Below are 7782 nucleotides of genomic sequence, written 5' to 3'. Positions count from 1 at the left end.
GAGCGGGCCGACCACCGCGATACGGCGGCGCAGCGCCTGCCGCTTGCCCTGCGCGCCGCGCCGCGCCGCCAGCCGGCCCTGCTGTCCCGGCGTGGCGCCGCCGGCGCCGGCGACCACCACGGCGGTGCCCGCGGCGCGGCGCGCGGCCGCGCCGGCATCCGTGGCGGCGGCGCTGGCGTTGCTGGCCGCGGCGCGGGCGCCTTCCGCCGCCTGGGTGGCGCGCTGCACCGCCTCCTGCGCGCCCTCCACCATCTTGCGGGACTGCTCGGCGTTGCGGCTGGCGAAGTAGAAGGTGATGACCGCGCCGATGAATCCGGTCAGCGCCTCGGCCGACCGCAGCCCGAGCGCTTCCTGGAAGGCGATCAGCACGAAGCCGAAGACGATGATGAACACCGAGAGCAGCGCGCGGACCGAGCCTTCCGGCACGCCGAGCGGCAGGTCGAAATACCGGCCGGTCAGGGTCAGCGCCTCCGGCGTGCCGGCAGGCGGTGTCTTGCCCTGCGTCTCCCGCGCGAGGTGGCGCAGCAGCAGCCAGGACCCCCAGAGGAACGCCAGCAGGATGCCGGTGACGATGAGCCAGGGCAGCAGCCGCGTCGCCTCAGCGGCAATCGTCATGGCAGGCTTGGCGACGTCGGGCGCGGCGGCCTGCGTTTCCCGGACCTGTGCCGATGCGCGGCCTGGCCACGACGCCAGGACCAACCAGGCGAGGAAAAGCCAGCGCATCACCGCCCGGGAATGCTCGCGCCATGACTGCACGGGCTGCCTCTCCCTCGCTTGCCGGAGGAGGCTACGCCCCGCAACTCCCTGAAATCAAGCGGCGCGTAACATTTTGTTCTTGCTTTGATCCAAAGTGACGCTTCCGTGCCACACCGCCCAGGGCAAGGTCACGCAGCCGTCAACATCGCCCGGATACGATCCGCGTCCTCGGCCGGCACCGCGAGGCGGAGTTCCGCCCCGCCATCCGCGTCCCGGATCTCCGCCGCCGCGCGGTCCACCGGCCCGGCCCGCACCAGTTGCTCCAGCGCCAGCTTGGCGGCATCGCCATCCGGAAAGCGGCGGCGCAGCGTGACGGCGCCGCGCACGGCCGGGCCGGCAGTGTCCATCAGCTGCTCCGGCGGCACCGCGCGGGCACCGCCGCCCGCCATGCTGGCCGGCGGGTCACTCGCGGGGAAGGTCTCGCGCACCGCCTCGTCCTGCTGCGCGTCGCGCGTCTTCTGTGCCGGCATCATCGCCTCCTGGATCTGACGCAGGTCGGAACGCGCGGGCGGGGCGGCGGTTCGGCGCGGCGCTACTCGGCCTCCAGCAGCGGGGGCAGCGGCCAGGCGACGGGCCAGGGCGCCCAGGGGGGCGGCGCCGCCGGGCGCCCCTCGACCGGCGCGGGGGCTTCGCCGAACCATTCCAGGTCCCACAGGTCCACGCGCACCGGCACCAGCAGCACCGACGCGGCGCCGGAAGCCGGCGGCAGCGGCGGCAGGCCCGGCCCCGGCGACGGCGCCTCCGGGCCCGGATCGGGACCGGGATCTGGGCCGGGATCGGGGCCGGGATCGGGGCCGGGCGGCGGCGTCTGGCCGCAATTCGCCGCGCCCATCGGGCAGTTGTTGAAACGGTAGTTCGCCCCGGCATTGGACAGCGTGACCAGTGCCGCGGCCTCCTCCCCGCCGACGCCGCCGATCACCCCGACCAGGAAGGCCGAGCCCCCCTGGCCGAGCACGCCGAGCCGCCCGGCCTCCACCGTGCCGACCGAGGGGGCGCCATCCAGCAGCAGGAAGACCGGCGCCGCGCCAGCCTGAATGACGAAGGCCGCGCCCCCCGCCGTGGCGGGGCTCGCCGGCCCGAAATCGGCGAGTTGCGTCGGCTGCTGCGCGGCCGGCAGGCCGGGACTGTCCGGCTGCACGAAGGACGGTATGGCGGAGAGGCCGTTGGCGCGGCGCGTGTCGAGCATCAGCACCGGCAGGCGGTCGGGGTCGCGCGCTTCCAGGGTGCTGGGCGCGCCGGCCTCGATCCCCGCCGGCGCGCCCAGCAGCACGGCGCGCCCGGCCTGCAGCGTCGCGCCATCGAGCCGCATGGCACCGAGCGAACGCAGCGTGACGCTCTCGCCCGAGACGCCGCCCGCCACGGTCAGCGCACCGCCGCTGGCCAGCGCGAAATCGGCGCCGGCAGTCCCCGCCAGAAGCCGTGGCACCGCGTTGCCGGGGCCAGCGAGCGCGACGGCGCCGGCGGCATGCACCTCCAGCGCGCCGCCGAGACGGAGCGCCGCGCCCAATGCGGCCTGCGCCACAACGCCCGAGAGCGCGCCCAGCAGCGCCGCGCCGCCGGCCGAGACCGGCGCCGCGAAGCCGATGCGTTCGGCGGAGAGCGCCAGTGCGCTGCCGATCTCGAGCGGCCCCGTGACGTCGAGCGGCCCGCCCGCGGCGAGGCGCAGCGCGCCGGCGCGGCCGGAGAGCGCGCCGACGCGATGGCTCGCGCCGTCGAGCAGCACGGCGCCCGCGATGTCGAGGCCCAGAACATCCGCGCGCAGCGCCCCGCCGCCTTCCTGCAGCCCGCCGCCGAGCGCGAGCGTCACCTCCGGCGCGACGATCAGCCCGGCGATGCCGAGCGTGCCGGTGCCGGCATCGCGCAGATGCCAGGTGCCCGCCGCGCTGCCGCCCGCCGCGCCAAGACGGTTCGCGCCATCGAGGGTCACGGCACCGAAGACGGAGCGCGCGGTGAGCAGCGGCGCGGCGACGAAGCCGGAGGGCTGGCTCAGCGTGCCCGCGGCGATCAGCGTCACGGCGCCGCCCGCCTGCACCACGCCGTCGAGCGCCAGCGCGCCGGCGGTGGAGAGCGCGAGATCGCCGCCGATGGTCGCGCCGAGCAGCCGCGGCACGGCGTTGCCGGCGCTTTGCAGCGTGGCCGTTCCGGCGATGTCGAGGCGCAGAGACTCCGCCACGAGCCCCGCGAAGGGCAGTTGCGTGAGGTCGCCGCCCGTCGCGATCTCGGCGCCGGCCGTCGCGGCAGGACCGGCGAGGCGCAGCTCGGTCGTGCTGCGCAGCACGAAGCCGCCGGGTGCGGTGACGGCGCCCAGCTCGCGAATCGCGTTCGTTGTCGCGGCGAGGCTGACGGCGCCGCCGGAGTCCAGCGCGAGGCTGTCGGCGGCGATGCCGATGCCGGTGCCGCCCTGCGTGATGGTGCCGCCGGCGCGCAGCGTGACATCGGGCGCGGCGAGGTCGTCCACCACCAGGGCGCCCTGCGTGCGCAGCCGGAACGCCGATGCCGCGCGGCCCGACAGCGCGGCGATGGCATTGCCGGCGGCGGAAAGCTCCACGCCCTCGGTCGCCTCGGCGCGCCGCGTGGCGGCGCGCCGCGCGCCACTGCCCTGCGCGATGCCGCCGCCGAGCGCGCGCAGCGTGACGTCGCCGCCCGCGAGCGGCGCCGCGACGCGCCGCGATGCGGCCTCCCGCAGCCGCGCCCCGCCGGCATCGAGCCGGTCCAGAACTTCCAGCGGGCGCGGGCCGACGAACAGAAAATCCTGGGCGGCGGCGGAGGCGCCGAGCGCGGCGACGGCGTTCGGCTCGGTGAGCCGCACCGCGCCGGTCAGCGCGGTCGCGCGCAGCAGCGCCGTCTCGACGGTGCTGCCTGGCTCCTGCAGCAGGCTGCCGCCGGCCGTCAGCGTGACGGCGGGCGCGGCGACGCGGCCGAGCAGGCGCAGCGTGCCCGAGCTTGCCAGGCTGAAGGCGCCATCGGCGGCACCCTCGCGCAGCGCGCCGATCTCGTTCCGCGGATCGTTCAGCGCGACGCGACCGCCGAGGGCGCGCGCGGACAGATCGGGCGTGACAAGCAGCGCATCCGTCACCTGCGTCAGCTCGCCCCAGGCGGCGAGCGCGATGCGCGCCGCGGTGACGCGCCCTTCCAGCAGCAGCGCGCGGCCGGCGTCCAGCACGAAGGCGTCGCGTGCGGTGCCGGCCAGCCGCCCGATGTCGTTCGCCGCGCCATCGAGCAGCACCGAGCCGCGCGGCGCCTCGGCGCGCAGGCTTCCGGCCATCAGGCGCGACGCCGGGCCCTGTGTCAGGTCGCCGGCATCGAGGCCGAGCGTCACCGCCGCGCCGAGCCCGTTCAGCACGCCGGCGAGTTGCAGCGCGCCGCCGTTGCGCAGCGCCAGGCCGAAGGGCGCCGTGACGTCGCCGAGCGCGCCGATCGCATTGCCCGCGCCCTGCAGCGCGATGGGGCCGAAAGGCGCTTCGAGCAGCAACGTGCCGGCGGCGATGCCGGCGCCGGATGCCTGCTGCGTGACGCCGCCGAGCGCCGCGATCTCCAGCGTGCCGGCGGCCGAGAGCGGCGCGAAGAGCGAGAGCGTGAAGGGCGTCGAGAGGCGCATCGCCGCCGCCGCGACCGGCGCATCAACGGAGAAGGGTAGCGCGCTCGCGACATCGAAGCGCGTCGCGGCACCGCCGCCATCGAGCGCCAGGATGCGGTTGCCGGCGTGCTCCAGCCGCACCGCGCCGCCGAGGCTTCGCGCGGCCAGGGTGGCGACGTCGAGCGGCGCGCTCTGCACGATGTCGCCGGCGGAGAGCAGGCGCAGGTCGCCGAGCACCGTCAGCGGCGCGTCGATGGCGATGCCGTCGCCCGGCGCGGCGGTGGGGTTGGTGGTTTCCAGCGTCAGCGGGCCGGCATCGCGGTTGACCGCGGCCTCCACGCGGATGCTGCGCTCGGCCTGCAGCACCAGGTGGCCGGGCGTTGTGTTGACGGTGTCGGCGGTGACCTCGGCGGGCTCGGTGGCACCGGAGAGCGCGGCGACGATGCGCAGCGTCTCCGGGTCGAGCAGCACCGTGCCGTCGCGCCCGGCATCCAGCCGCGCATCCAGCGCGAGCGCGCCGCGCGACGAGACCTCGATTCGGCCGCCCGGCGTGCCGCGCGCGCTGGCGTGGCCGTGCATCTCGGTGCGCTGCGCGGCGTGGACGATCACCTCGCCGCCACGACCGCTGCGGCCATCGGCGCGCAGCGTGGCGTCGCGCGCGACGGTGGTGCGGGCGGAGAGCTGCGTCGGCGCGCCGATGCGGCTGCCGTCGCCCGCGCCGACCGTGACGCGCCCGCCCGGCGCGCCGGTGGCGGCGAGCACCGCGCCGCCCGGCACCCTCACGCCGCCGCCCGGCGCAGTCACGGCGATGGTGCCCGCGGTGATGCTGCCACCGGCGCTGACAAGGGTCTCCAGCACGCCGGAGGCTGCCTGGGCGGTGAGCAGCACATGGCCGCCCTCCGCCTCGATCACGCCGCTGTTGGTGGCGAGCGCGGCGGCGCCGGAGGGCGCCGCGCCGACCTGACGCGTGACGTCGAAGGACAGCAGGCCGTCGCCGGCGAGATCGAGCGTGAACGCCTCCGCGCCCGCGACGGCGACGCGGCCGAGGCGCGCGCGGATCGTGCCGGAATTGGCGGCGACCGGCCCGACCAGCGCGGCCAGCCCCTGCTCCCGCACGGTGATGGTGCCGCGGTTCTCGACCCGCGCGCCGGGGCGCGGCGCGCGGTCGAAGGCCATGCGGCCGGCCATGAAAGCGTTGTTCGTCGTGTCGGATGCGGTCGCGGTCAGTCCCGCGACGTCCACCTGCGCGCCCTGGTGGAAGACGATGCCGTTCGGGTTCACCAGCGCCACCCCGCCATTCGAGGTCAGCCGGCCGGCAATGGCGGAAGGATCGGGGCCCGTCACGCGCTGCAGCGACCAGGAGGCCGCATTCGGCTGCTGGATGTCCACCTGGTGCTGCGCGCCGATGTCGAAGCCGCGCCATTCGATCACCGCGCGGTTGCTCGACTGCGTGACCTGCGTGCGCGCCGGTGTCTGGGTGATGCGCGCCTGGCCGGCGACGACGGCGCCGCCCTGCGGCCGCGCATCCGGCGCCTGCGCGCGGGCCGGCGCGACCGCCAGCAGCGCGGTGGAGGCGAGCAGGACGGGACGGATCGCGCGGCCCATGTGGTCCTCTATGAACCAGCCGTTTCTCAACCTCCAGTCGGAAGTTTTTGCCCATCTCTGCACGCAAAGGATGCAGAGATGACGGCTTGCTGCGTGCGTCAATGCATGCATTGATGCGCGCAATGGCCCATGCGCCGATCCGAACCCCGCGCCCGACCGCCGCCGAGATCGCCTATCGGCGGCTCCGCGCCATGATCCTCGACAACCACCTGCCGCCGGGCGCGCAGCGGCTGGAAGCCGAGCTGGCGCTGGAGCTCGGCCTGTCCCGCACCCCGGTGCGGGAGGCGATGCTGCGCCTGCAGCAGGACGGGCTGGTCGCCGTCACGCCCCGCCACGGCATGCGCGTCACCGCGATCTCCCCGGCCGACATGCGCGACATCTACGACGTGCTGGAAAGCCTGGAGCCGAAGGCCGCCGAGCTGCTCGCCCGGCGCCGCCTGAAGGAGGCCGAGCTCGCCCCCCTGCTGCGCGCCTGCGACGCGATGGAGGCCGCGATCGGCCGCGAGGACCGCCCCGGCTGGGCAGAGGCCGACGAGGCGTTCCATCGCGGCCTGGCGGAGCTTTGCGGCAATCGGCGCCTCGCCGCGATGGTGATGCAGGTCTGGGACCAGTCGCACCGCGCGCGGATGTTCACCCTGAACATGCGCCCGCTGCCCGCCCGCTCCACCGCCGAGCACCGCGCGACGCTCGATGCCATCCGCGCCGGCGACGCCGAAGCGGCGCGCGAGAGCTATCGCCGGCACCGCCAGCGCGGCGGCGCCGAACTCATCGCCCTGATCGAACGGAGTGGCCTCGCATGGCTCTAGGCAGCAACGATGTGCGCGTGGCGCTGATGCCGGGCGACGGCATCGGCGTCGAGGTGACGGACGCGACCATGGCGGTGCTGGAGAAGCTCGTGCGCCGCCACGGACTCGGCCTCGCCACCGAGACGCTCGCCGCCGGCGCCTTCTGCTACCGCGACACCGGCACGGCGATGAGCGAGGAGACCTTCCGGCGCGCCGAGGCGGCCGACGCGATCCTGCTCGGCGCCATGGGCTGGCCCGGCATCCGCCATGAAGACGGCACCGAGATCGGGCCGCAGCTCGACCTCCGCTTCCGCCTCGGCCTCTATGCCGGCGTGCGGCCGATCCGCGCGATCCCGGGCGTGCCGCTCGCGCTTGCGCATCCGCGCGCGAAGGAGATCGACCTGGTGATCCTCCGCGAGAGCACGGAGGGGCTGTTCTGGGCGCGCGGCCGCGGCGAGGTGATCGAGGACCGCGAGGCGCGGGACACGATGGTGATCACGCGCGCCACCACAGAACGCCTGAGCCGCTTCGCCTTCCGCCTGGCGGAGCGGCGCGCGCAGCGGCTTGGGCGGCCGCAGACGGTGACGCTGGTGGACAAGGCCAATGTCTTCACCTCCATGGCCTTCATGCGGAAGGTTTTTCGCGAGGTGGCACGGGAATTCCCGCAAGTGCCGTCGGGCGAACACTACGTGGACGCGATGGCGCTGGATCTCGTGCGCCGGCCCTGGGATTTTTGCGTGCTGCCGACCGAGAACATGTTCGGCGACATCCTCTCCGACCTCGCCGCGGGGCTGATCGGCGGCATGGGCTACGCGCCGAGCGCCGATATCGGCGACACCCATGCGGTGTTCCAGCCGAGCCACGGCACCGGGCCGGACATCGCCGGCAAGGGCATCGCGAACCCGACCGCCATGATCCTCTCCGCCGCGCTGATGCTGGACTGGCTCGGCAGCCGCGGCGCCGGCCCGGCCGGGGCCGCCGCAGCGCCGGAGCGGGAGGCGGCGGTGGGCGGCGCCGTCGCGGCCGGGCGGCGCCCCGCCGCAATCGGCCGCGGGCGGG

The 7782-nt window shown here is 75.6% G+C and carries 5 protein-coding genes; 2 read left to right on the top strand and 3 right to left on the bottom strand.

The annotated features are described in order from the left end of the window. The 3 genes from AC1MIR_RS11800 to AC1MIR_RS11790 all read right to left on the bottom strand — a co-directional run. Positions 1 to 615: hypothetical protein (locus tag AC1MIR_RS11800; protein WP_480028347.1), on the bottom strand; the 615-nt coding region annotated here is incomplete at its 3' end. Between the two features lie 269 nt (positions 616 to 884). Next, on the bottom strand, positions 885 to 1226 hold the full coding sequence (locus AC1MIR_RS11795; RefSeq protein WP_480028346.1) for a hypothetical protein: 342 nt from the start codon (positions 1224 to 1226) through the stop codon (positions 885 to 887). Between the two features lie 62 nt (positions 1227 to 1288). Then, positions 1289 to 5938, bottom strand: coding sequence for a two-partner secretion domain-containing protein (locus AC1MIR_RS11790; protein ID WP_480028345.1), 4650 nt, complete (start codon positions 5936 to 5938; stop codon positions 1289 to 1291). 113 nt (positions 5939 to 6051) lie between these two features. Between AC1MIR_RS11790 and AC1MIR_RS11785 the strand changes: the two genes are divergently transcribed. Then, positions 6052 to 6744: a GntR family transcriptional regulator gene (locus AC1MIR_RS11785; protein WP_480028344.1), complete on the top strand. Its 693-nt coding sequence runs from the start codon at positions 6052 to 6054 to the stop codon at positions 6742 to 6744. Beyond that, the coding region (locus tag AC1MIR_RS11780) for an isocitrate/isopropylmalate dehydrogenase family protein (protein ID WP_480028343.1) at positions 6735 to 7782 on the top strand (1048 nt) is incomplete at its 3' end. The genes AC1MIR_RS11785 and AC1MIR_RS11780, both read left to right, overlap by 10 nt.

Source organism: Falsiroseomonas sp. RANM36, assembly GCF_056682175.1.
Note: the sequence above shows the minus strand (reverse complement) of the source record. Positions and strands in the feature narration are given on the sequence as shown.

Excerpts from the sequence above, each read along its gene's own strand:
- AC1MIR_RS11795 (WP_480028346.1), bottom strand. The coding sequence starts at position 1,226 with ATGCCGGCACAGAAGACGCGCGACGCGCAGCAGGACGAGGCGGTGCGC.
- AC1MIR_RS11790 (WP_480028345.1), bottom strand. The coding sequence starts at position 5,938 with ATGGGCCGCGCGATCCGTCCCGTCCTGCTCGCCTCCACCGCGCTGCTG.
- AC1MIR_RS11785 (WP_480028344.1), top strand. The coding sequence starts at position 6,052 with ATGCGCGCAATGGCCCATGCGCCGATCCGAACCCCGCGCCCGACCGCC.